At 72.3% G+C, this 21,252-nt stretch carries 24 protein-coding genes and 1 riboswitch; of the genes, 18 read left to right on the top strand and 6 right to left on the bottom strand.

Annotated elements, in window-relative coordinates:
- Window positions 1–17: 17 nt before the first annotated feature.
- Window positions 18–800 (top strand): FAD-dependent thymidylate synthase, encoded by a 783-nt coding sequence (gene thyX / locus ACIHAD_RS14395; RefSeq protein WP_397354857.1) that lies wholly within the window; start codon window positions 18–20, stop codon window positions 798–800.
- Window positions 801–804: 4 nt separating this feature from the next.
- Here the strand turns inward: thyX and ACIHAD_RS14390 are convergent, their stop codons facing one another.
- Both ACIHAD_RS14390 and ACIHAD_RS14385 read right to left on the bottom strand, forming a co-directional pair.
- A complete protein-coding gene (locus tag ACIHAD_RS14390) occupies window positions 805–1,125 on the bottom strand; it encodes a hypothetical protein (protein WP_397354856.1) in 321 nt (106 codons plus the stop codon).
- Window positions 1,126–1,128: 3 nt separating this feature from the next.
- Window positions 1,129–2,208: a WD40/YVTN/BNR-like repeat-containing protein gene (locus ACIHAD_RS14385; RefSeq protein WP_397354855.1), complete on the bottom strand. Its 1,080-nt coding sequence runs from the start codon at window positions 2,206–2,208 to the stop codon at window positions 1,129–1,131.
- A 216-nt stretch (window positions 2,209–2,424) separates the two neighbouring features.
- Between ACIHAD_RS14385 and ACIHAD_RS14380 the strand changes: the two genes are divergently transcribed.
- Window positions 2,425–3,192, top strand: coding sequence for a helix-turn-helix domain-containing protein (locus ACIHAD_RS14380; RefSeq protein ID WP_397354854.1), 768 nt, complete (start codon window positions 2,425–2,427; stop codon window positions 3,190–3,192).
- 20 nt (window positions 3,193–3,212) lie between these two features.
- Here the strand turns inward: ACIHAD_RS14380 and ACIHAD_RS14375 are convergent, their stop codons facing one another.
- On the bottom strand, window positions 3,213–4,331 hold the full coding sequence (locus ACIHAD_RS14375) for a globin domain-containing protein (RefSeq protein WP_397354853.1): 1,119 nt from the start codon (window positions 4,329–4,331) through the stop codon (window positions 3,213–3,215).
- A gap of 286 nt (window positions 4,332–4,617) precedes the next feature.
- Between ACIHAD_RS14375 and ACIHAD_RS14370 the strand changes: the two genes are divergently transcribed.
- The 4 genes from ACIHAD_RS14370 (at window position 4,618) to ACIHAD_RS14355 (ending at window position 7,303) form a co-directional block, all read left to right on the top strand.
- A complete protein-coding gene (locus tag ACIHAD_RS14370) occupies window positions 4,618–4,836 on the top strand; it encodes a hypothetical protein (RefSeq protein WP_397354852.1) in 219 nt (72 codons plus the stop codon).
- A gap of 180 nt (window positions 4,837–5,016) precedes the next feature.
- Window positions 5,017–5,931 carry an alpha/beta hydrolase gene (locus ACIHAD_RS14365; RefSeq protein WP_397354851.1) on the top strand — a complete coding sequence of 305 codons (915 nt, stop codon included), beginning with the start codon at window positions 5,017–5,019 and terminating at the stop codon, window positions 5,929–5,931.
- Entirely contained in the window at window positions 5,928–6,707 is a 780-nt protein-coding gene (locus ACIHAD_RS14360) for an enoyl-CoA hydratase/isomerase family protein (RefSeq protein WP_364088374.1), read from the top strand. Before ACIHAD_RS14365 ends, ACIHAD_RS14360 begins: the two co-directional genes overlap by 4 nt.
- A 44-nt stretch (window positions 6,708–6,751) precedes the next feature.
- The gene (locus ACIHAD_RS14355) at window positions 6,752–7,303 is read left to right on the top strand and encodes a hemerythrin domain-containing protein (RefSeq protein ID WP_397354849.1); all 552 of its coding nucleotides are present in this window, start codon (window positions 6,752–6,754) and stop codon (window positions 7,301–7,303) included.
- A 6-nt stretch (window positions 7,304–7,309) separates the two neighbouring features.
- Here the strand turns inward: ACIHAD_RS14355 and ACIHAD_RS14350 are convergent, their stop codons facing one another.
- On the bottom strand, window positions 7,310–8,491 hold the full coding sequence (locus tag ACIHAD_RS14350; RefSeq protein WP_397354848.1) for an acyl-CoA dehydrogenase family protein: 1,182 nt from the start codon (window positions 8,489–8,491) through the stop codon (window positions 7,310–7,312).
- A 26-nt stretch (window positions 8,492–8,517) separates the two neighbouring features.
- Window positions 8,518–9,108: a class I SAM-dependent methyltransferase gene (locus ACIHAD_RS14345; protein ID WP_397354847.1), complete on the bottom strand. Its 591-nt coding sequence runs from the start codon at window positions 9,106–9,108 to the stop codon at window positions 8,518–8,520.
- A 128-nt stretch (window positions 9,109–9,236) separates the two neighbouring features.
- Here ACIHAD_RS14345 and ACIHAD_RS14340 point away from each other — a divergent pair, with 128 nt between their 5' ends.
- The 6 genes from ACIHAD_RS14340 (at window position 9,237) to ACIHAD_RS14315 (ending at window position 13,228) form a co-directional block, all read left to right on the top strand.
- On the top strand, window positions 9,237–10,829 hold the full coding sequence (locus ACIHAD_RS14340) for a sensor histidine kinase (RefSeq protein ID WP_397354846.1): 1,593 nt from the start codon (window positions 9,237–9,239) through the stop codon (window positions 10,827–10,829).
- Window positions 10,826–11,524, top strand: coding sequence for a response regulator (locus ACIHAD_RS14335; RefSeq protein ID WP_397354845.1), 699 nt, complete (start codon window positions 10,826–10,828; stop codon window positions 11,522–11,524). Before ACIHAD_RS14340 ends, ACIHAD_RS14335 begins: the two co-directional genes overlap by 4 nt.
- Before the next feature lie 62 nt (window positions 11,525–11,586).
- Entirely contained in the window at window positions 11,587–12,006 is a 420-nt protein-coding gene (locus tag ACIHAD_RS14330; RefSeq protein WP_397354844.1) for a hypothetical protein, read from the top strand.
- Between the two features lie 10 nt (window positions 12,007–12,016).
- A complete protein-coding gene (locus ACIHAD_RS14325) occupies window positions 12,017–12,607 on the top strand; it encodes a phosphoribosylanthranilate isomerase (RefSeq protein WP_397354842.1) in 591 nt (196 codons plus the stop codon).
- Window positions 12,600–13,091, top strand: coding sequence for a hypothetical protein (locus ACIHAD_RS14320; RefSeq protein WP_397354841.1), 492 nt, complete (start codon window positions 12,600–12,602; stop codon window positions 13,089–13,091). The genes ACIHAD_RS14325 and ACIHAD_RS14320 overlap by 8 nt, the downstream gene beginning before the upstream one ends.
- A complete protein-coding gene (locus ACIHAD_RS14315; RefSeq protein WP_397354840.1) occupies window positions 13,091–13,228 on the top strand; it encodes a hypothetical protein in 138 nt (45 codons plus the stop codon). The genes ACIHAD_RS14320 and ACIHAD_RS14315 overlap by 1 nt, the downstream gene beginning before the upstream one ends.
- Window positions 13,229–13,252: 24 nt before the next feature.
- On the opposite strand, the gene ACIHAD_RS14310 is transcribed toward ACIHAD_RS14315, so the two are convergent.
- On the bottom strand, window positions 13,253–14,887 hold the full coding sequence (locus ACIHAD_RS14310) for a hypothetical protein (protein ID WP_397354839.1): 1,635 nt from the start codon (window positions 14,885–14,887) through the stop codon (window positions 13,253–13,255).
- Window positions 14,888–15,055: 168 nt separating this feature from the next.
- Between ACIHAD_RS14310 and ACIHAD_RS14305 the strand changes: the two genes are divergently transcribed.
- From ACIHAD_RS14305 to ACIHAD_RS14280, 6 genes are all read left to right on the top strand, one after another.
- Window positions 15,056–15,637, top strand: coding sequence for a CDP-alcohol phosphatidyltransferase family protein (locus ACIHAD_RS14305; RefSeq protein ID WP_397354838.1), 582 nt, complete (start codon window positions 15,056–15,058; stop codon window positions 15,635–15,637).
- Between the two features lie 4 nt (window positions 15,638–15,641).
- Window positions 15,642–18,146 carry a sugar phosphate nucleotidyltransferase gene (locus tag ACIHAD_RS14300; RefSeq protein WP_397354836.1) on the top strand — a complete coding sequence of 835 codons (2,505 nt, stop codon included), beginning with the start codon at window positions 15,642–15,644 and terminating at the stop codon, window positions 18,144–18,146.
- 262 nt (window positions 18,147–18,408) lie between these two features.
- A complete protein-coding gene (locus ACIHAD_RS14295) occupies window positions 18,409–18,921 on the top strand; it encodes an FHA domain-containing protein (protein WP_352325615.1) in 513 nt (170 codons plus the stop codon).
- 23 nt (window positions 18,922–18,944) lie between these two features.
- Complete coding sequence (locus ACIHAD_RS14290; protein ID WP_397354835.1) at window positions 18,945–19,571, top strand: MerR family transcriptional regulator; 627 nt, start codon at window positions 18,945–18,947, stop codon at window positions 19,569–19,571.
- Between the two features lie 132 nt (window positions 19,572–19,703).
- Window positions 19,704–20,174, top strand: coding sequence for a bifunctional nuclease family protein (locus ACIHAD_RS14285; RefSeq protein ID WP_090771501.1), 471 nt, complete (start codon window positions 19,704–19,706; stop codon window positions 20,172–20,174).
- A 147-nt stretch (window positions 20,175–20,321) separates the two neighbouring features.
- Window positions 20,322–20,942, top strand: a complete 621-nt coding sequence (locus ACIHAD_RS14280; RefSeq protein ID WP_357704863.1) for a MerR family transcriptional regulator — start codon at window positions 20,322–20,324, stop codon at window positions 20,940–20,942.
- A gap of 48 nt (window positions 20,943–20,990) precedes the next feature.
- Window positions 20,991–21,087: riboswitch (glycine riboswitch) on the top strand.
- Window positions 21,088–21,252 lie beyond the last annotated feature (165 nt).

Here is a 21,252-nt window from a genome sequence, read left to right as displayed (position 1 = left end):
GAGCGGGGGGCTCCCATATGCGCAGTGTCGAACCCGAGGTCTTCATCGTCGCCCGTCCCGAGCTTGACTACGACGAGCTCGCCCGTTACCTGGGCGAGGTCGGCGGCGAGAGCTGGCTGGAGCGGCTCGACCGCGGCGACCTCGACGCCCAGAACCTGGCCGAGTTCGCCGGCCGGCTCTGCTACCGGTCCTTCGAGCCCGGCCTCAACCCCAACGTGGTGCGCATCAGGGAGAACCAGGACGACTACCTGCGCAACATCCTGGCCAGCGCGCACGGCTCGGTCCTGGAACACATCAGCTTCAGCTTCGTCCTGCACAACGTCAGCCGTGTCCTGACGCACGAGCTGGTGCGCCACCGGCCCGGCGTGGCCATCTCCCAGGAGTCGCTGCGCTTCGTCCGGCTCGACGAGCTGCCGTTCTGGTTCCCCGAGTGGGCCCAGCAGGACACCGAGCTGATGAAGCGGGCCACGGCCGTGCTGGAGCAGCTGGAGCAGTTCCAGCTCTGGATGGCCGGGCACTTCGGGCTCGACGAGGAGGGCGTGCCGTTCTCGGAGAAGAAGCACCGCACCTCGTTCATGCGCAGGTTCGCGCCCGAGGGGCTGGCCACCGGCCTGGTCTGGACGGCCAACGTGCGCACGCTGCGGCACACGATCGAGGCCCGCACCGCCGTCGGCGCGGAGGAGGAGATCCGCCTGCTGTTCCAGCGCATCGGCGAGCTGATGCGCAAGGAGGCCCCCGCCCTGTTCGGCGACTACGTCGTCGAGGACGGGGCCTGGGTGCCGGGCTGGCGCAAGGTCTGAGGCGTCAGGCGAGGGCGGGCAGCACGTAGACCTCGGCGCCCGGCGGCAGGGCGCAGTCCAGGCCGCCGAGCCCGCGGGTGTTCTCCCCGCACACGATCATGCTGATGTGCCGGCGGATGCGGCCGTAGTCGTCGCGCAGCCGCTCCTCCAGCAGCGGATGGGTGCGCCGCAGCATGTCGAGCGCCGAGCCGAGCGTGGGCGGTGAGTCGCGGTCGGCGCCGACCGCGAACACCTTGACCTCGGTGCGCCCGCTCACCCACCGCCGCAGCGAGCTGGGCAGCACGAACACGACCATCGTCACGGGCTTGGTGAGTGATCTGGCCATCGGTCAGAGCACCGCCGCGCGCACGCTCAGCACGTCGGGCAGGTGGCGGGCGACCTGCGACCAGCTCTCGCCGTCGTCGCGCGAGCAGTAGACCTCGCCGTCGCGGGTGCCGAAGAACAGCCCGGCGGGGGAGGCGGTCATCGCGTCGCGCAGCACGGTGGCGTGGACCGGGCCCTCGGGCAGGCCCTCGCCCAGCTCCTGCCAGGTCGCGCCGGCGTCCTGGCTGCGGCAGACCCGGTAGCGGTGGCCGACCGGGGTGCGGTCGACGTCGGCCGTCAGCGGCAGCACGAAGATCGTGTCGGGGCGGGTGGGGTGGACCACGATGGGGAAGCCGAAGTCGGAGGGCAGGGCGGAGCCGATGTCGTGCCAGCTCCCGCCGAAGTCGTCGCTGCGGTAGACGCCGAAGTGGTGCTGCAGGTAGAGCCGGTCGGGCCGGGCGGGGTCGACGCAGACCTTGTGCACGCACTGCCCGAACTCGGGGTACTGCTGCCCCTCCGGCAGGAACGGCGCGCGGATGCCCTGGTTGGCCGCCTCCCACGACATGCCGCCGTCGCGGGTGCGGTAGAAGCCGGCCGCCGAGACCGCGATGCCCATGACCTCGGGGTCGGTGGCGTGGGGGACGATCGTGTGCAGGCACAGCCCGCCGCCGCCCGGTTGCCACCGCGGCCGGTGCGGATGGTCCCACAGGCCCTCGACCAGGCGGTAGGTGACGCCGTGGTCCTCCGAGCGGAACAGCGCGGCCGGCTCGACGCCGGCCCACACCACGCCGGGCTCCGACGGCGAGGGCGTGAGCTGCCACACCCGGGCCAGCGTCGTGTCGGTCTTGTCGGGGAAGGCGATGGGCGGCTGAGGCGCCTCGCCCCAGGACGCGCCGAGATCATCGGAGTACATCACGGACGGACCGAAATGGCCGTACTCGATGCCGGCCAGCAGCCGGGGTTCGGCGCCCCGGGTGTCGACGGCCACCGAGGGCACCGCCACCGTGGAGAACCGGATCGGCTCGATCTCGAACGGGCCGCCGCCCGCCGAGCGGGCGAGGAACAGGCCCTTGCGGGTGCCGATCGCGAGGACTGCGTCAGTCATAGCATCGCTCCCATGTTCGCTTCCCGCCATCGTGCCACGCGGGCGGCGGCGGTGCCGAGGACTGGGAGATTTGCCGCACGCCGGCCGGACGGCCACCGGCGGACGGCCGGAACGGGACGGACATTACCCGGGAGGTAATCGTGATGCTTCCCTGCGCCCGGTAGGTTTTCCGACATGGGAGCACTAGCGGTACAAGATGAGACGTTTGGTGATTTGTTGCGTTCGTGGCGGCAGCGGCGGCGGGTGAGCCAGCTCGACCTGGCCATCGAGGCGGACGTCTCCTCCCGGCACGTCAGCTTCCTGGAGACCGGGCGCGCCCGGCCGAGCCGCGAGATGGTGATGAGACTGGCCGAGGAGCTGGACGTGCCGCTGCGCCACCGCAACAGGCTGTTGATCGCGGCCGGGTTCGCGCCGGTCTTCCCCGAGCGCGAGGTGGGCGCCCCGGAGATGGCCGTCGTACGGCAGGCGCTGGACAAGATCCTGGCCGGGCACGAGCCGTACCCGGCGCTGGTCGTGGACGCGGCGTGGAACCTGGTGGCGGCCAACTCCGCGGCCGCCATGTTCATGGCGGGCGTGCCCGCCGAGCTGCTGGCCGAGCCGGTCAACGTGATGCGGCTGTCGCTGCACCCCGACGCGATGGGCGGCCGGCTGCTGAACCTGGCCGAGGTCCGCGCCTACCTGCTGCACCAGCTGCGCAGGCAGGCCGAGGTGTCGGCCGAAGGCCGCCTGGCCGAGCTGCACGACGAGCTGGCCGCCTACACCTACCCCGGCGTCAACCTCAACGTGGCCCACGTCCCCGGCCCCGGCGACATCCTGCTGCCGCTGCGCATCGCGGACGGCGACCGCGTGCTGTCCATGTTCACCACCATCGCCACCTTCGGCACGCCCATGGACGTGACGGTCTCGGAGCTGGCCATCGAGACGTTCTGGCCGGCCGACGAGGAGACCGCCGCCGCCTTCCGCCGCGCCCCGGCGGCCTCCTGACGACCACCGGGGACGACGTCCTAGCGTTCACCGGCGACGACGTCGCGGTGGATGCGCGACAGCGGCACGCCGTCGGCCTGGAGGCGGCGCACGGTGCCGTCCACCATGCCGGTCGGGCCGCAGACGTACACCTCGTGCTCGGACCAGGAGTGGAAGCGCCCGGTCACCTCGGGCAGGTGGCCGCGCATCCCGTCGTAGGAGGGGTCGCCGGAGACCACCGGCAGCACCCGCAGCCACGGGAAGGACGCCTGCATCGCCAGCAGGTCGGGCAGGTCGTACAGCTCGGCCGCGGTGTGCGCGCCGTGCAGCAGGTGGATCCGCTGCCGGCGGCCCGAGGCGATGACGTGCTCGACGATCGCCTTCAGCGGGGCCAGGCCGGTGCCGCCGGCCACGCACAGCAGGTCGCGGGCGCCGTCCTCGCGCGGCGTCATCGTGCCCATCGGCGGCCCGAGCATGACCGTGTCGCCGATCCTGGTGCGCCGGGTCAGCGCCGTGGACACCCAGCCGCCCGGCACCGAGCGCACGTGCAGCCTGACCGTGTTGTCCTCGCGCGGCGCGTTGGCGATCGAGAACGTGCGCCACACCCGCGGCCACCGCGCGGTCTGCACGGTGACGTACTGGCCCGCCGTGTACGGCAGCGGCCGCGCGGGCCGCAGCGTGACCACCGCGATGTCGGGACGGCGCAGCTCGTGGTCGACGACCTCGGCCGGCCACCAGGCCGGCGAGACCCCCGCCTCGGAGCCGGCCGACTCGATCATCAGGTCGGCCGCCGCCGTGTACGCCGACACCCACGCCGCCTCGATCTCGTCGTTCCACACCTCTGCGGCGAAGCGCCGGATCGTGGCCAGCAGGGCGTTGCCGACGGCCGTGTAGTGCTCGGTGAGCACGCCGTACTTGCGGTGGTCCCTGCCGAGCTGCCCGAGATAAACGGCCAGGCCGTCCGGGCTGTCCAGGCTCCACACGATCCGGGTCAGCGCGCCGAACAGCCGGTCGCGCTGGACGTCCATCGCGGGCGGGAACATCCCTCGCAGGTGCGGGCTCGCGGCGAACAGCCGTCCGTAGAAGTACGCGGTCGCCTTGTCGGCCACGGGCTCGACGAGTGAGAAGCTCTCCTTCACCAGTCGCGGATTCAACGACATGCACTCAACCCCACCCCACTGGGCCGGACATTCGATTCCGGCCGTGTCGTCCACCTCCTGACGGCTCCGGGTCGTGAACGCGCGGCGTGCCCCGGCACATCCCTCGCGCTCGAAAATGAGCCTTACACCACCTCTGATGCGTCGCAACCGATTCACCCGAATTGCGATTTGGCATTTTCCGGTGAAGAAAACGAATAAAAGAGATTTTCGTCTTTTTGTTTCCGGTGTTTCCCGCCGGACGGCCGAGGCGCAGCATCCCGCCAGGGCAGTCCTCCACCCCGGGCGGGTGGCCTGGGAAGGCGCGCGCACCTTCGTGTCGGCCGCGACCACGGACGCCTGCCGGTGGCTCGGCGCCGCGCTCGGCCACCACCTCGGGAACACCTGCCGGCCCCGGCTCCGCGAGACCCGGCTGCGCCTGCGGGCCGCCACCGACGCCGCGCACGCCGGGACGGCCTCCCGCCTGCCCCGACCCCGCCCCCGGAGATCCGCATGCCCCGACCGCTGATCGGCATCACCGCCTACCTGGAGGCCGCCCGCTGGGGCGACCGGGTGCGCGAGGCCGTGCTGTCACCGCCCTCCTACGCCAAGGCGATCGAGCGGGCCGGCGGCGCGCCGGTGGTGCTGCCGCCGCTGGGACAATCGGCTCTTCGATGCGTTCGTCGAGGCGGCCCGCTAGGCTGCGCTCATGCCGCTGCACCCCCAGGCGCGGGACTACGTCGCCCTCTACCCGTCGGATCTCAACGCCGACCTGGCCACGCTCGACCTGGCCACCATCCAGGAGATGCGCGCGCACGACGGCTTCGCGGCCCAGCGGGGCCCGCTGACCACCCTCCCGTTCGTCCGCGACGAGCTCGCCGGCGACGTGCCGATCCGCATCTACCGCGCCGACCCCGGCGACGGCCTGCTGCCCGTCGTGGTCTACTTCCACGGCGGCGGCTGGGTCTTCGGCAGCGTCAAGCGCAACGACGCCCTCGGCCGCGACCTGGCCCTGCGCACCGGCGCCGTGGTCGTCTCGGCCGACTACCGGCTGGCCCCCGAGCACCCCTTCCCGGCCGCCGCCGACGACGCCTGGACCGTCGTGCGCGACGTCTTCGCCAGACCCGCCTTCTACCAGAGCAACGGCAGCGTGGCCGTCGTCGGCGACAGCGCGGGCGGCAACCTGGCCGCCGTCGCCGCCTGGCGGGCCGCCGGGACCGGCATCCGGCTGGCCCACCAGGCGCTGGTCTACCCGGTGCTCGACACCGCCATGGACACCCCCAGCTACCACGCCTACGCCAAGGGCTTCGGGCTCGACGCCGCCGAGATGGCCTGGTTCGCCGAGCGGTACGCCTCCGGCGCCGACCCGGCCGACCCGCTGCTGAGCCCGCTGCGCATCGCCGACCTGACCGGCCTGCCGCCCGCCACCGTCCTGACCGCCGAGTGCGACGTGCTCAGGGACGAGGGCGAACACTACGCCCGCCGCCTGGCCGACGCGGGCGTGCCGGTGGAGGCCCGCAGGTTCGACGGCGCCGTCCACGGTTTCTTCGGCCTGCCCGGCCTGTTCGACCAGGCGATCGAGGCCAGGCAGTACATCGCCGACCGGCTGCGGGAGCACCTGTGACCTTCGACAAGCTCAAGCTCGACACCCCGGCCGAGGGCGTGCTGCGCGTCACGATCAGCGAGCCCGGCCGGCTCAACGCCGTCGACATGACCGGCCACCGCGAGCTGAGCGAGATCTGGCGCGAGGCCGACCGCGACGACTCCGTCAGGGCGATCGTCGTCCGGGGCGAGGGCACCGCGTTCTCGGCCGGCGGCGACCTGTCGATGATCGAGGAGATGACCCGCGACCACGCCACCCGGATGCGCGTGTTCGCCGAGGCCCGCGACATCGTCTACAACGTGCTCAACTGCTCCAAACCGATCGTCTCGGCCGTCCAGGGCCCGGCGGTGGGCGCCGGGCTCGCGGTGGCGCTGCTGGCCGACGTCTCGGTCGCTGGCCGCACCGCCCGCATCATCGACGGCCACACCCGGCTCGGCGTCGCCGCCGGCGACCACGCCGCGATCATCTGGCCGCTGCTGTGCGGCATGGCCAAGGCCAAGTACCACCTGCTGCTGTGCGAGCCCGTCACCGGCGAGCAGGCCGAGCGCATGGGCCTGGTCAGCCTGTGCGTCGACGACGACCAGGTGCACGACAAGGCGATGGAGATCGCGGTCCGGCTCGCCCAGGGCTCCCAGGAGGCGATCCGGCTGACCAAGTACTCGCTCAACAACTGGCTGCGCCTGGCGGGCCCGTCCTTCGACGCCTCGCTGGCGATGGAGTTCCTCGGCTTCACCGGCCCCGACGTGGTCGAGGGCGTGCGCGCGGTGCGCGAGAAGCGGCCGCCGTCGTTCGGCTGAGCCGGGCGCGTGTGCTTGTCCGAGCCTCGGGTAGGCGCACCCTCATGACGGACGACGATGTGGTCGACCTGCTGGTGCGCCAGCACGAGCAGATCAAGAGCCAGTTCACGGAGGTCGAGAACGCTGGCCCCGAGGACAAAGCAGCGGCTTTCCAGAGGCTGGTGCGCCTGCTGGCCGTCCACGAGACAGCAGAGGAGGAGATCGTCCACCCGTACGCGCGCCGCCATGTCGACGGCGGCGACGACCTGGTGGACGAGCGACTGGCCGAGGAGAACGCGGCCAAGGACATGCTCACCCTGATGGAGCGGGCGGGCGTCGACGACCCGCAGTTCGCGGCCAACCTGGCCACGCTGCGCAAGGCCGTCGTCGAGCACGCCGAGGCCGAGGAACGCGAGGAGTTCCCCGCGCTGAGGCAGGCCGCCGGCGAGAAGGAGCTGCACGCGATGGCGATCGGGGTCAAGGCCGCCGAGGCGATCGCGCCCACGCATCCGCACGCCGGCGTCGAGACCGCGCCGAAGAACCTGCTGACGGGCCCGCCCGCCGCGATCATGGACAGGGCCCGTGACGTGATCCGCAAGGCGACGGGCAGGGCCTGAGGGCCGTCAGAAACTCCGGGGCAACCCGAGCACCTGTGTCGCGAGGTAGTTGAGCAGAAGCTCCTCGGTCACGGGTGCCACCCTTCCGATACGGGCGTCGGCCAGCAGCCTGGCCACCGGGTACTCCAGCGAGTACGCCATGCCGCCGTGCGTCTGGAACGCGGCGTCGGCCGCCTCCCACGCGGCCTGGGAGGCGGTCAGCTTGGCGATGTTGGCCTCGGTGCCGCACGGCAGCCGCCGGTCGAAGGACCAGGCCGCCTTGTACAGCATCAGCCGCGCCAGCTCGATCTTGGCCTTGACCTGCGCCAGCGGGAACGCGATGGCCTGGTTGGCGCCGATCGGGCGGCCGAACACCTCGCGCTCCTTGGCGTAGCCGACCGCCACCCGCAGCGCCACCTCGGCACCGCCGAGCGCGGAGGCGGCCAGCAGCACCCGCTCGGGGTTGAGGATGTCCCACAGCACGGCCGCGCCGCCGTCCACCTCGCCGACCACGCTCGTGGCGGGCACCCGCAGGTCGTCGACGAACACCATGTTGGACGGCGTGGTGTTGGCGCCCATCTTGGGGATCGGCCGATAGGAGAGCTGCCCGGCGGCGACCGCCTCGGGCACGTTCACCAGGAACACGGTCAGCCCGTGGGCGCGCGGCCTGGCCTCCGACGCCGGGACCGTCCTGGTCACCAGCAGCATCCAGGTGGCCCGCTGCACGCCGGTGATCCAGATCTTCTGGCCGTTGAGCACGTAGTCGCCGCCGTCGCGGCGGGCCGAGGTGGTGATCGCCAGGGAGTTGGAGCCGGCGTCCGGCTCGGTCAGGGCGAAGCACGTCTCGATCTCGCCCGTGGCCAGCCGGGGCAGCAGCTCGGCCCGCTGCTCGGCGGTGCCGTGCCGGGCCAGGGTGAGCGCGCCGAAACCGGGGGTCAGCACGTACGTGAAGGCCGAGCCGCCCGCCGCGCCCGAGCTCGCCAGCGTCTCGGTGGCCACCGCCAGCTCCAGCAGCCCCTGCCCGCCCCCGCCGTACTCCTCCGGTACGGCCAGGCCCAGCCAGCCGCCCTTGGCCAGGTCGGCCCAGACCTCCTCCGGCCAGCGCTTGTCGCTCTCGCACCGCTGCCAGTAGTCGAGGTCGTAGCGGGCGCAGATCTCGGCGACACCGCGCTGGACGGCCTGGGCGCTCTCGGGAAGGGTGAAATCCATCACGCCATCGTAGAAGTTCGTTCTGTTCAGGGTCGAGGTCTGCGGGCGTGGAACACGAAGGCCGGAGGGGTGTTGCGCCACACCGTACGTCCGGGCACGACCTCCTCGAACCGCTCGGCCAGCAGCGCCCGGAACCGCCGGGCCGAGCTGAGCGGGATGGCGTGGATGTAGGAGAAGGTGGTGAAGGCCGCGCCGGGGCTCATCACCGACGTCACCGCGTCTAGCAGCTCGTGCTGCAACCCCGTGGGGAAGGCCGCCCACGGCAGGCCGCTCACCACGACGTCGGCGTGGCTCAGCCCGCGCCCGCTCAGCAGTTCGCCCAGGCGCGCCGCGTCGGCGTGGGCCACGTCCACGCCGGGGAACCGCTCGGCGAGCAGCGCCGCGAGCCGCCCGTTCACCTCGACGGCCAGGTGGTGGCCGCGCCCGCCGAGGCGCTGCTGGATCTCCGCCGTGAACGGGCCGGTGCCCGGCCCGAGCTCCACCACGGTCGGCTCGCCACGTTCCGGCACCGGCGCGCAGACGGCCGCGGCCAGGCGGCGTGAACTCGGGGCGACGGCGCCGATCACGGCGGGGGCGCGCAGGAACTGGCCGAGGAACATTGCGGTGTCGTTGGACATGGCCCCGAACGTATCGGGAAGATCACCCTCTGCGCTCCCTCCTCTGGACGAACCTGCGGCCACTAGGAGGAGACGGGGTCCTCCGTGCGGAGGATCAGGTATCGGTCGAGGGTGGATAGCGTGAGGCCATGCGTTGGCGTGGTGTGCCGCTCGATGTCCTGCTCGCGGTGTCGGGCGTGGGCCTGGATCTGTTGACGACGGCCCACGCGGGCGACACCGCGTACCTGCCGGCGGCGATGAACATCCCCATGGCCTTCCTGGTGGGCCTGCCCATGGGACTCGTACGCCGATGGCCGCTGCCCGTCACCCTCTACCTGGCCGCCTTCCTCGTCCTCAGCGACCAGCTCGGCTCCTACACCTCCAACACCGCGCAGATCCTCATCTGCGTCGCGCTCGGCGTGGTCGGCTTCCGCGTCCCCTGGAAGCCCGCCCTGCTCGGCGTGGGCGCGACCGTCATGGCCACCGCGGTCAACATCGCCGACCCCGGCATCGCGATGACCGGCAACACCTGGATGTACTCGGTGCTGCTGCCCGTCTTCCCCACCGTGCTCGGCGCCTACCTGCGCAGCTCGGCCGAGCGGCTGGAGGAGCGCGACGTCACGCCCGACGCGCTGCTGGCCGCCGGCGGCGTGGCGATCACCGTGCTCAGCACCTGGACCTCCTGGCACAGCGGCGCCTTGCCCGCGTGGGTGATCGGCCTGCTCGCCGTGGTCGGCGGGTTGTCGCTGGGCGTCGCCAGGCGCCTGCCCGGCCTGGTCCTCCTGCTGCAGGGCGTGCTGCTGGTCGCCGCCGACACCTATCTCAACGACGTCGTCAACACCTGCCTGATCCTCACGCTCATCGCCATCGGCGTGTTCTCCATGCGCGTCGCCTCCTGGGCCTGGACGGCGGCCGCGTACCTCACCGGCTGCCTGCTGGCCGCCATCGCCGTCGTCGGCGACGGCACCGAGATCACCCCGTTCCGCGTCGGCGTGCTGATGATGCTGGTGGCCACGCCCATCGCGATCGGCCGCTACCTCGGCATGCGGCAGGACGCCGCCGCCGCCGAACGCCTGCGCGCCGAGGAGTCGGCCCGGCTCGCGGTCGCCCAGGTGCGCGCCGACCAGCTCGCCGAGCGCGAGCGCATCGCCCGCGACGTGCACGACATCGTGGCCCACCACGTCGGCGCCATGGTGCTGCGCGCCGGCGCCGCCCGCTACACCGCGCCCGACGGGCCGGTCGCCGACGCGCTGTCCGACATCCGCGAGACCGGCCACCAGGTGCTGCAGGACCTGCGCGACCTGCTCGACCTGCTGCGCGACCCCGACCGCGGCCCCGACCTGCTGGCCAACCCCGCCGACGTGGTCCGCGAGTCCGCCGAACGCATGGCCGCCGCCGGGCTCGTCGTCGACCTCGACCTCGACCCGGCCAGCGACCGCGCCCCGCTCATCGCCCGCGCCTCCGCCGCGCGCATCGTCCAGGAAGGTCTCACCAACGTGCTCAAACACGCCGGACCCGGCACCCGGGTCCGCGTCATCGTGGCCCCCGCCCAGGAAGGGTTGTCCATCGAGATCCGCAACGGCCGCCCGCCCACCGTCATCGAACGCCTGCCCTCCTCCGGCCGCGGCCTGGCCGGCATGCGCGAGCGTGTACGCGCCCTCGGCGGCACCCTCAGCGCCGGGCCGGACGGCGACGGCGGCTGGCTGCTGCTGGCCAGCCTGCCCGCCAGGAGCGCCGCGTGATCCGGGTGCTGGTGGCCGACGACCAGGCGCTGGTCCGCGCGGGCGTGCGCATGTTGCTGCAGGCCGCGGGTGACATGGAGGTCGTGGGCGAGGCCGTGGACGGCGCCGAGGCCGTCCGCCTGGCCGAACGCCACGTGCCCGACGTCATCCTCATGGACCTGCGCATGCCCCGCGTCGACGGCCTGGAGGCGACCAGGCGGGTGCTGGCCGCCCGCCCGGGGGCCCGCGTCGTCGTGCTCACCACGTTCGCCGAGGACGCCGACGTGCACGCCGCCCTGCGCGCCGGCGCCGTCGGCTTCCTGGTCAAGGACGACGAGCCGGAACGCATGGTCGACGCCGTGCGCAGGGCCGCCGCGGGGGAGCAGCTGCTGGCCCCCTCGGTGCTGCGCCGGGTCGTCGAACGGTTCCTGGCCGCCGAGGAGCAGGCCGCCGCGCCGCCGCCGTCCGGGCTGACCGAACGCGAGCTGGAGGTGCTCGCCCTGGTCGGCACCGGCCTGTCCAACGCCGAGATCGCCGAGGAGCTGCACGTCGGCATCACCACCGTCAAGACGCACATCGCCGCCGCCATGGACAAGCTCGGCCTGCGCAACCGCATCCAGGCCGCCGTGGTCGCCCACCGCGCCGGTCTGGTGGACGCGGCCTTCCGCCCGGTCCGTCCGCCACGTGGGGGACCGGGGGGTCATCCCGCAGGCTGACGACCGTATGTGGCCGCCCTCGACACGATGTGGGTCCTTCGTTCGCAGAAAGGACCCACATCATGGGGGAGACTCAGGTCATGCCGCGCCCCGGCACGACACGGCAGGTGTCCGCGGGGCTGCTCCACAGCCTGCGCGTCGCCATCATCGCCCAGGCCGTCGCGCTGCTCGTGGCCGCCTCGTTCGCCGGGCAGGCCGTGGCGGCGGGCGGCGGCACACTGGCCGACACGCACGTCATGGCGGGCATGGTCGTCCATCTGGTGGCGCTCGTGCAGATCGTGCTGGCCGTCCTGGTCTGGCGGCCCGGCCGCGGCGCTGGCTGGCCGGTGTGGGCCAGCGTCGCGCTGTTCGTCGTCGGCGGCCTCCAGCACGTCACCTGGCTCTGGCTGGGCGCCCACCTGCCCAACGGGGTGCTGCTGTTCGGCCTCATCGGCGCGCTGCTGATCTGGTCGTGGTCGCCGTCGGCGTCCCGTCGCCGCTAAGGTCTGTGGTGTGTATGTGAAGATCTGCGGGTTGAGCGAGCCCGAGCACGTCGTGGTCGCCGTCGAGGCGGGCGCCGACGCCATCGGGTTCGTGCTCACCCGGAGCCCGCGCAGGGTGACGCCCGAGCGGGCGGCCGAGCTGGCCGCGGCGATCCCCGCCCACGTGCTCACCGTGGGCGTCTTCCGGGGCGAGGACCCCGAGACGGTCCGGGCCGCGGCGCTGGCCTCGGGCGTGCGCGCCGTCCAGCTCCACGGCGACCACCCCCACGCCGACTTCACCGCGCTGAAAGACCTCGGCCGCCCGCTCGTTCGCGCCGTCGACGCCGCCGCCGACCTGCGCTGCGGCGCCCACGACGAAGACCTGCTCATCGTCGACGCCCCGCGTCCCGGCTCGGGGGAGCCCTGGGACTGGGCGGCGGTGCGCGGCCGCCCGTCCGGCCGGTGGATGCTGGCCGGCGGGCTCGACCCGTCGAACGTGGCCGAGGCCGTCCAGGCCGCCGGCCCGTGGGGGGTCGACGTGTCCAGCGGCGTCGAGACCGCGCCCGGGGTCAAGGACTCCGCCCTGATCAGGGCCTTCCTGCGGGCCGCCCGCGGTGGCTGACGAGCTGTCGCGGGCGCTCGCCTTCGTGCACGACCTCGCCCGCCGCAAGGCGCCCGCCGTGGCGCCGGTCCCGGGCGGGTTCGCGGTGCTCGACGAGCGCTACCCGATGTCGCACGACGACAACAAGCTGATCGTCTGGAGCGGCGGCCCCGGGCCGGTGCTCGCCGCGGCCGAGGAGCGGCTCGCCGGGCTCGGCCACCGGCTGGTGTGCGTCGACGACGACCGCCTGGGCCAGGAGTTCCGGCCCGCGTTCGCCGCCGCCGGCTACCAGCACGAGACCAACGTCGTCATGGCCTTCCACGGCCCCCGTCCCTCCGCGCCCGCGCCTGCCACCGAGCGGCTCGACCTGGAGGAGCTGCTGCCCGTGCTGCGCGAGGAGTGGCGCGAGTCGCTGCCGCGGGCGGGGGAGAGCGTGATCGAAGGGCTCGCCGCGCGCGCCGCGGCGGCGAGCGCCACCGGGGCCGGGGCTTCGCCCGTGCCCTGATGACCGCGCTGCTCGCCGCCACGGCGGACACCGAGCTGACGTTCCTGGTCGCCGACGCCGCCGACTGGCCGCGCGAGTTCTACGGCCGGCTCGGCTTCGTCCCCGTCGGCCACACGCACGCCTTCCTGCGCACCTGAGCCTCCCGCGCGCCGGCGGTCCGGTCAGCCGCCCGTCCAGCGGGCCAGGGCCACCGCGGCGGGGCCCAGCAGGGCCAGCACGGCTCCCGCCAGCGCGTGCACGACCGTGTACGACAACATCGGCGTCCGGTTCCCCGACATCCTGCGCACCGCGCCGAGGACCGTCGTCAGGCCGTGCTGGCCGGTCACCGCGCCCAGCACCAGCGGCGGCGGCAACATCATCAGCTTGGCCCCCATGGCCAGCGAGATCACCACGGGTACCGCGGCCGTGGCGACCGCGCCGAGGGCCACCTGCCAGGCGTGCCGCCCCACCAGCTCCACCGCCGCCGGCCCCGCCGACAGCCCGAGGGCCGCCACGAACACGCCGAGCGACACCTCGCCCACCACCCGCGCCGCGCCCGCGTCGTACTGCCCGAAGCGGGCACGTCCCGCCCGCGCCCGGCCGAACACCAGCCCGGCCACCAGGCACCCGAGCGACACCGTGAGGCCGCCCGCCACCCCCGCCACCAGCCCGACGACGAGCCCGGCGGCCAGGTAGACGACGTCGGCCCGCCGCCCGGCGTCCGCCCGCGCCCCGAGCCAGGCCGCCGCCCGGTCCACGTCCCGCTTCATCCCGGTCACCCGCACCACGTCACCGGCGCACAGCTCCGTCCCCGGCCTGACCGGCAACCGGCACCCCACCCGCGTCACCTCGCACACGTGCAGGTCCTGCACCCCCTGCCCGGACAGCCCGGCGCGCAGGTCGCGGACGGTCGCCGGCGGCCGGCTCGCGAGCATCACGTCGGCCACCTCCAGGTCCAGGTCGAGCTCCCGCCCGCCGGGCACCTCGGGCCCGACGACCGCGCCCGCGTTGACGACGTCCTGCCGCACGCCGACGACCACGACCTCGTCGTCGCGCTGCAGCAGCGTGTCCGGGCCGAACGCGATCGGCCGGCCGTTCCTGCGCAGCCGCTCCACCGAGACCCGGGTGCCCATCGCGATCTCCGCCTGCCCGACCGTCCTGCCCTCGCCGGTGGTGACCTGGTGGGCCTTGCCCAGCACCGGCGGCGGTGGCGTCTCCTCAGCGCCGTCCAGCCGCCGCCACAGTGCCGCGGCCTCCTCGCCGGGGTCGAACCGCAGCACCGCGGGCGCGGCCCGGCCGGTCAGCAGCGCGATCGTGACCAGCGCGAAGAGATAGGACAGGACGTACGCGGGCCCGAGCGTGGCCTGCGCGATCCCGGCGGCCTGCATGGCGTCGGAGGCCGTCCCCAGGGCCACCGGCCCGGCCGCCGCCCCCGCGACCAGCCCTGCCGTGGTGCCCGGATCCAGCCCCAGCGCGTCCGCGACGAGCGCCGCGACCGCCAGCGCCCCCACGACCTCGGCGACCGTGAACCACACGTACCGCAGGTTGCGCCCGGCGAACGCCGCGAAGAAGGCGGGCCCGAGGGTGTGGCCGAGGGTGAAGGCGAAGATCGCGAAGGCGATCACGCGCACCTGCTGGTGGACCACGACGCCGCCGGTCAGCAGCCCGACGGCCAGAGCCGCGGCCAGTGTCCCGGCCACGCCGCCGAGGGCCACCCCGCGGAACCTGATCCGGCCCAGGGCGAACCCGAGGGCCAGGCAGAGGAACAAGGCGATCTCCGGCGCGCCCCGCAGCACGCCGGACTCCCAGGGCCACATCCGATCCCCCCAAGCCAGGCCGGCACCGCGGGGGGATCGATCACCCAGCCTTTTCCCGCCCCCACATGCCGCGAAACGCCCACTCACCCCGCCCCGCGGGGAAGTCCAGGCAGGGAATGGTCGCTGGTGGGGCGTCTGTGCCGGAGTTCCACGCAGTAGGGTCTCTGCGTGAGCGAAACTTCCGCCGAGGACCGGATCTGGACGGTTCCCAACCTGCTGAGCTTCCTGCGCCTGCTGGGCGTCCCCGTGTTCCTGTGGTTGGTCCTGGGCCCACGGGCGGACGGGTGGGCCATCGGCATCCTCATCGTGGCCGGGTTCACCGACTGGCTCGACGGCAAGATCGCTCGCGCGTTCAACCAGACCAGCAAGCTCGGCCGGGTGATCGATCCGGCCGCCGACAAGCTGTACGTCTTCGCCACCATCCTGGCCCTGCTGCTGCGGGAGGTCATCCCGTGGTGGCTGGTGGCCGTCATCGTGGCCCGGGAGCTCTTCGTCGCCTGTTCGTTCCCCGTACTTCGCAAACATGGCTATAAGGCACTTCAGGTGCATTTCCTGGGCAAGGCCGCCATGTTCAACCTCATGTACGCCTTCCCGCTGCTCTTCCTCGCCTCCCACACCGGGTGGTATGCCGATATAGCGCGAATTGCCGGGTGGGCCTTCGCGCTGTGGGGCACGGGCCTGTATTGGTGGGCAGGGATCCTGTATGTGGTGCAGGTGCGCCAACTCGTAACCGCGACCACGAAGGAGTGATCGGGTGAAGGCGGTCGTCATGGCGGGCGGGGAGGGGACTCGGCTGCGTCCGATGACCGCCAACCAGCCCAAGCCTCTGCTCCCCGTGGTCAACCGCCCGATCATGGAACACGTCCTGCGCCTGCTCAAACGGCACGGCATCACCGAGACGGTCGTCACCCTCCAGTTCCTGGCCGCCCTCGTGCGCAACTACTTCGGCGACGGCGACGAGCTGGGCATGAACCTCCAGTACGCCACCGAGGACCTGCCCCTCGGCACCGCGGGCAGCGTCAAGAACGCCGCCGCCCGCCTCCGCGACGACCGCTTCCTGGTCATCTCCGGCGACGCCCTCACGGATATCGACTTATCCGACATGATCCGTTTTCATCGCGAAAATTCGGCTCTTGTCACCATCGGCCTGAAACGCGTACCCAACCCCCTCGAATTCGGGATCATCATCCTCGACGAGAGCGGACGCGTTCAGCGCTTCCTGGAGAAGCCCACCTGGGGGCAGGTCTTCTCCGACACCGTCAACACCGGCATCTACGTCATGGAGCCCGAGGTCCTCGACGCCGTGGCCGACGGCGAACCGGTCGACTGGTCATCAGACGTCTTCCCCGCCCTCCTGGAACGCGGCGCCCCCATCTACGGCTACGTCGCCGGCGGCTACTGGGAGGACGTCGGCACCCACGCCAGCTACCTCAAGGCCCAGGCCGACGCGCTGTCGGGCCGGGTCCGCCTCGACATCGGCGGCTTCGAGCTCTCCCCGGGCGTCTGGGTGGCCGACTCGGCCACGGTCGACCCCGACGCCGTCCTGAAGGGCCCGCTGCTGATCGGCGACTACGCCAAGGTGGAGGCGGGCGCCGAACTGCGCGAGTTCACCGTGCTCGGCAACAACGCGGTCGTGCGCGAGGGCGCCTTCCTGCACCGCGCGGTCGTGCACGACAACGTCTACCTCGGCCCCGGCGCCCACCTGCGCGGCTGCGTGATCGGCAAGAGCACCGACGTCATGGGCGGCGCCCGCGTCGAGGAGGACGCCGTCATCGGCGACGAATGCGTCATCGAGGCCGAGGCGTACATCTCCAGCGGCGTCAAGGTCTACCCGTTCAAGACCATCGAGGCCGGCGCGGTCGTCAACACCAGCGTCATCTGGGAGTCGCGCGGCCAGCGCAACCTGTTCGGCCCGCGCGGCGTCAGCGGCCTGGTCAACGTCGAGATCACCGCCGAGCTGTGCGTCCGCCTGGCCGGCGCGTACGCCACCACCCTGCGCAAGGGCGCCTACGTCGTCACCTCCCGCGACTGCTCCCTGGCCGCCAGGGCGCTCAAGCGGGCCGTGATCGGCGCGCTGACCGCCGCCGCGATCAACGTCCTGGACCTGGAGGCCGCGCCGCTGCCCGTGGCCCGCTTCCACACCGCGCGCGAGTCGGCCGCCGGCGGCATCGCCCTGCGCACCACGCCGGGCGACCCGCAGAGCGTCGACATCGTCATCATGGACGACCGCGGCGCCGACCTGCCCCCGGCCGCCCAGCGCAAGCTGGAGCGCGTCTTCTCCCGCCAGGAGTACCGGCGGGCCTTCCCCGGCGAGATCGCCGAGCTGCACTACCCGGCCAGGGCCGTCGAGGGCTACACGCACGAGCTGATGCGGGCCATCGGCGTGACCGGCGTCAAGGACATGAAGGTCGTGGTCGACTGCGCCGGCGGCACCTCCTCCCTGGTGATGCCCACGCTGCTCAGCCGGGCCGGCGTCGAGGTGCTCACCGTCAACGCCCGCCTGGACGACGTCTCGCCCACCGAGACGCTGGCCGAGCGCCGCCGCGACCTGCAACGCCTGTCGGAGCTGGTCAGCTCCTCGCGGGCGGCGTTCGGCGTGCGCCTCGACCCGGTGGGCGAACGCATCGCGCTGGTGGACGAGACCGGCCAGCTCATCAGCGAGGAACGCGCCCTGCTCGTCGTGCTGGACCTGGTGGCGGCCGAGCGCGGGGGCGGCCGGGTGGCCCTGCCCGTCACCACCACGCGCGTCGCCGAGCAGGTCTGCCGCTTCCACGGCGTCCAGGTGCAGTGGACCTCGACCGCGCTCGACGCCCTGACCTCCGCCGCCGAGGGCCCCGACATGATTTTCGCGGCCGACGGGCGCGGCGGGTTCGTCGTGCCGGAGTTCAGCCCGGCCATCGACGGCCTGGCCGCGTTCATGCGCCTGCTGGGGCTGGTGGCCCGCACCCGGCTGTCGCTCAGTCAGATCGACGCCAGGATCCCCGAGGTCAAGCTGCTGCGGCGGAGCGTGCCCACCCAGTGGGCGGCCAAGGGCGCGGTCATGCGCTCGGTCATCGAGGCCGCCGAGGCCGAGCCCGACGGCTGGCGCGTGGACACCACCGACGGCGTGCGGGTCGCCCGCGACGACGGATCGTGGGTGCTGATCCTGCCCGCCGCCGCCGAGCCGGTCACCGACCTGTGGGCCGAGGCTCCCGACATGGACGGCGCCCAGGCGTTGCTCGAACGCTGGGCCCGCGTGGTCGAACAGGCAGCCGTCTGATCACGTAGAGTAGCGGAAAAGCCTTCGCCCGCGATGTGCGCGCGGAGTGCCGCAAGATCGTAATGTAGAAACGCGCGGCGGCATGGACCACGGGGTGGGGGCGGCGGTAACTTTGTCAGCGTCCGAACCAGCAGTCCAGCGCCCCGCCTTGACCTTTGCCGCTGATCAGCGTAAGTTGCGGCATTCGCAAACTTGAAGAGCGAAGGCAGGCGCGTCCCCAGCACCGTCGCCGCGTCTTCGCGGTAGGAGGCCGAGCCGATCGATGCCGAGCGTCTACTGCACGCAGTGCGGGCACGCCAACCCCGAGGATGCCCGTTTCTGTTCCCGCTGTGGGTCACCGCTGACCAGACCCGAGGTCTCCGGGGACACCACATCGACGATCTCGGTCGCGGGAATCGAGGCGTACGAGGCTGAGACAGGCGACATGCTCCTGGCCGAACGGGCGCTGGTCGAACAGCTCCCGCCCGGCACGGCGTTGCTCACCGTGACCAGGGGGCCCAACCAGGGGAGCCGGTTCCGGCTCGACAAGGACCTCACCACGACCGGGCGCCACCCGGAGAGCGACATCTTCCTCGACGACATCACCGTCTCCCGCCGCCACGTCGAGTTCTACCGCCACCGCGGCGGCCAGTTCTCCGTACGCGACGTGGGCAGCCTCAACGGCACCTACGTCAACCGGGAGCGCATCGAGGAGGTCCCCCTGCACTCCGGAGACGAGGTGCAGATCGGCAAGTTCCGCCTCGTCTTCCTGATGAGGGTCAACGCCGGCGCATGAGCTCACAGGCGGCACGCTCGCACATGAGCATCGGGGAGGTGCTCGCCCTGCTGCAGGGCGAGTTCCCCGACGTCACCGTGTCCAAGATCCGCTTCCTGGAGGGTGAGGGGCTGATCGAGCCCGAGCGCAGCCCCTCGGGCTACCGCAAGTTCACCCACCTCCACGTCGAGCAGCTGCGCTTCATCCTGACCGAGCAGCGTGACCACTACCTGCCGCTGCGGGTGATCAAGGACAGGATGGCCGAGAGCTTCGGCCGCCCGCGCGCGGTGCAGCAGCCGCAGGAGATCCGGTTCAGCCGGGCCGAGCTGCTGGAGGCCGCCGGCATCGACGAGGAGACCCTCGCCGAGCTGGAGGACTACGGCCTGCTCGCCCCCGTGGCCAGGCGCTACGACGAGGAGGCGCTGAAGGTCGCGCGCAGCGTCGGCGCCCTGGCCCGCTTCGGCCTGCACGCCCGCCACCTGCGCGCGGTCAAGGCCGCCGCCGAGCGGGAGTGCGGGCTGGTCGAGCAGGCCGTCGCGCCCATACTCAAGCGACGCGCCCCCGGTGCCATCGGCGAGGCCGACGAGGCGGCCAGGGAGCTGTCCCAGCTCCTGCTCGATCTGCACGCCTCCCTGGTGCGCAGCGGCGTCAGGTCTGTCCTGGGCCGCTGAGGGCACGGAGCTGGAAGGCCGGGGCACATTCCAGGCCTGCCGGGTGTTACGTTGAAATGCACAAGTGTGGAGCAGAAGCGACCCAGTCAACAGCTGTGCCGGGCGACCGGCCGGTCGAATACGGAGCAGCCCGTGTTGCAGATGGAGGTCGTGGGCGTACGAGTTGAGATGCCCACAAATCAACCGATCGTCTTGCTCAAGGAGGCACACGGGGAACGGTTCCTTCCGATCTGGATCGGCATGACCGAGGCGACCGCGATCGCCCTGGCGCAGGCCGAGGAGCCGCCGCCCCGGCCGCTCACCCATGATCTGTTCAGGGACGTGCTGAGCGCGCTCGGCGTGGGGCTGCGCGCGGTCAACATCGTCGCTTTGCGTGACGGCATCTTCTTCGCCGACCTTGTGTTCTCCAACGGCGTGGAGGTGAGCGCCAGGCCGTCCGACTCGATCGCCCTGGCCCTGCGTACCGGCGCCCGCATCTTCGCCAGCGAAGAGGTCGTCCAGGAGGCCGGTGTGATCATCCCGGACGACCAGGAGGACGAGGTGGAGAAGTTCAGGGAGTTCCTTGACACGATCACTCCCGAGGACTTCGGCAGGGCGGGGTAGGTATTTCAGTGCATTTACGCTTCACGACGCGCCGAGCCGGATCGTTGACTGAGCATGGTCACGGTCCTACGGTGCAAGTGAAACCCGTGGTCGCCCTTTACGAACCCCCAGATCAGGCCGCGGGATGAGAGAAAGCCGGAGGTCCGCGTGGCGGTCAGCAGCGGCGAGGGAAAGACGGCCGGCCAGGAAGATCCGGTGCGGCGTGAGAGTGCGCGGCAGCGTGCCGGAGAGCAGGGCCTGCTCTTCGACGAGCAGCCCACGACGCTGCCCGCCGACATCGGATACCGCGGGCCCACAGCGTGTTCGGCGGCCGGCATCACCTACAGGCAGCTCGACTACTGGGCGCGCACGGGCCTGGTGGAGCCCACGATAAGAGCCGCGCACGGCTCGGGCTCGCAGCGGCTCTACAGCTTCCGCGACATCCTGGTGCTCAAGGTCGTCAAGCGGCTGCTCGACACGGGAGTGTCGCTGCAGCAGATCCGCACCGCGGTGCAGCATCTGCGTGACCGCGGGGTCGCCGACCTCGCGCAGATCACGCTCATGAGCGACGGGGTCAGCGTCTACGAGTGCACCTCCGCCGACGAGGTGATCGATCTCCTCCAGGGCGGGCAGGGCGTGTTCGGCATCGCGCTCGGCCGGGTCTGGCGCGAGGTCGAGGGCTCCCTCGCGGAGCTGCCGGGGGAACGGGCGGCGGTCGAGGACAGCGTCCCGGCCGACCATCCCACTGACGAGCTTGCCAAGCGCCGGCGCGCACGCCGCACGGGGTGAGCTGAACCGCTGAACACACCGTAGTAATCTAGGACAGAGTAAGGCTGACGACCCCGTGCGGGAGAGTCCCTGGGCCTCGGTCCTGGGGCGCCGAAGGAGCAACCCTCCCCGGAATCTCTCAGGCATCCCGTACCGCTCGGGTGAGGCAACTCTGGAAAGCAGGTGCGCCCGCCAGGCGCACCTCACCGACGGTGCAAGCCCCACGGCGGGGTGAAGCTCTCAGGTCGCGATGACGTCGCGCTGACAGAGGGGGAGATCCGGCACTCGCCCGCGCCCCGGCGCCGGTCTCCACGCCTCAGGAGGCAACCTC

This window comes from Nonomuraea sp. NPDC052265 (genome assembly GCF_044547985.1).
Lineage (GTDB): Bacteria > Actinomycetota > Actinomycetes > Streptosporangiales > Streptosporangiaceae > Nonomuraea.
The sequence above is the reverse complement of the archived record's forward strand: the minus strand, read 5'-3'. Positions and strand labels throughout refer to the sequence as shown.

Excerpts from the sequence above, each read along its gene's own strand:
- ACIHAD_RS14315 (WP_397354840.1), top strand. The coding sequence starts at position 13,091 with ATGACCGCGCTGCTCGCCGCCACGGCGGACACCGAGCTGACGTTCCTG.
- ACIHAD_RS14385 (WP_397354855.1), bottom strand. The coding sequence starts at position 2,208 with ATGACTGACGCAGTCCTCGCGATCGGCACCCGCAAGGGCCTGTTCCTC.
- ACIHAD_RS14345 (WP_397354847.1), bottom strand. The coding sequence starts at position 9,108 with ATGTCCAACGACACCGCAATGTTCCTCGGCCAGTTCCTGCGCGCCCCC.
- ACIHAD_RS14340 (WP_397354846.1), top strand. The coding sequence starts at position 9,237 with ATGCGTTGGCGTGGTGTGCCGCTCGATGTCCTGCTCGCGGTGTCGGGC.
- ACIHAD_RS14350 (WP_397354848.1), bottom strand. The coding sequence starts at position 8,491 with ATGGATTTCACCCTTCCCGAGAGCGCCCAGGCCGTCCAGCGCGGTGTC.
- thyX (WP_397354857.1), top strand. The coding sequence starts at position 18 with ATGCGCAGTGTCGAACCCGAGGTCTTCATCGTCGCCCGTCCCGAGCTT.
- ACIHAD_RS14390 (WP_397354856.1), bottom strand. The coding sequence starts at position 1,125 with ATGGCCAGATCACTCACCAAGCCCGTGACGATGGTCGTGTTCGTGCTG.
- ACIHAD_RS14295 (WP_352325615.1), top strand. The coding sequence starts at position 18,409 with ATGCCGAGCGTCTACTGCACGCAGTGCGGGCACGCCAACCCCGAGGAT.
- ACIHAD_RS14290 (WP_397354835.1), top strand. The coding sequence starts at position 18,945 with ATGAGCATCGGGGAGGTGCTCGCCCTGCTGCAGGGCGAGTTCCCCGAC.
- ACIHAD_RS14330 (WP_397354844.1), top strand. The coding sequence starts at position 11,587 with ATGGGGGAGACTCAGGTCATGCCGCGCCCCGGCACGACACGGCAGGTG.
- ACIHAD_RS14375 (WP_397354853.1), bottom strand. The coding sequence starts at position 4,331 with ATGTCGTTGAATCCGCGACTGGTGAAGGAGAGCTTCTCACTCGTCGAG.
- ACIHAD_RS14365 (WP_397354851.1), top strand. The coding sequence starts at position 5,017 with ATGCCGCTGCACCCCCAGGCGCGGGACTACGTCGCCCTCTACCCGTCG.
- ACIHAD_RS14355 (WP_397354849.1), top strand. The coding sequence starts at position 6,752 with ATGACGGACGACGATGTGGTCGACCTGCTGGTGCGCCAGCACGAGCAG.
- ACIHAD_RS14310 (WP_397354839.1), bottom strand. The coding sequence starts at position 14,887 with ATGTGGCCCTGGGAGTCCGGCGTGCTGCGGGGCGCGCCGGAGATCGCC.